Source organism: Rhodococcus sp. P4_F3_2 (assembly GCF_056401335.1).
On sequence record NZ_JBFUJN010000208.1, the window covers coordinates 1 to 442 of the forward strand.

The window sequence follows — 442 nt, forward strand, 5'->3', positions numbered from 1 at the left end:
GGATATTCCATTCAAAATGCTCATTTTCATTCTCCAACCCTGTTCTTGGAGAATAGAAATCCTGTGATCCTACTATAATTTTATAACCTTTGGCAATACGCCAAGAACATTGAATATGTAAAGCATATTCAGCTACTTCTTCTTTTTTCCGCCTTCTGGTTACTAAAATTTTTTCTCCAAATCCTAGCCAAAACAAATTTGAGGCTCTCCCYGCGTATCTTAAATTCAAGCCCACCAATTTGTCTAATTTTGATTTAGTTGCTTCTCTCATGCTTTTCTCCTTTTATTTGCAGTTAAAGCTTTCTTGGTAAGTAGCTAAGTAAATAATAATACATTTGTGCAATTAAAAACGAAAGAAATACAATGATGGTGAATCCAAAGACATTAATGGCCTCCTCTGCTGCATTATCRCCAKTCATTAAAAGAGAAGCTAATACGAAAT

The 442-nt window shown here is 33.9% G+C and carries 1 protein-coding gene; it reads right to left on the bottom strand.

Translation table 11 applies throughout. The annotated features are described in order from the left end of the window. Window positions 1-271 (bottom strand): hypothetical protein (locus tag AC1DWA_RS33435; protein WP_477917790.1); only part of this gene is annotated, 271 nt, incomplete at its 3' end. Between the last annotated feature and the right edge of the window lie 171 nt (window positions 272-442).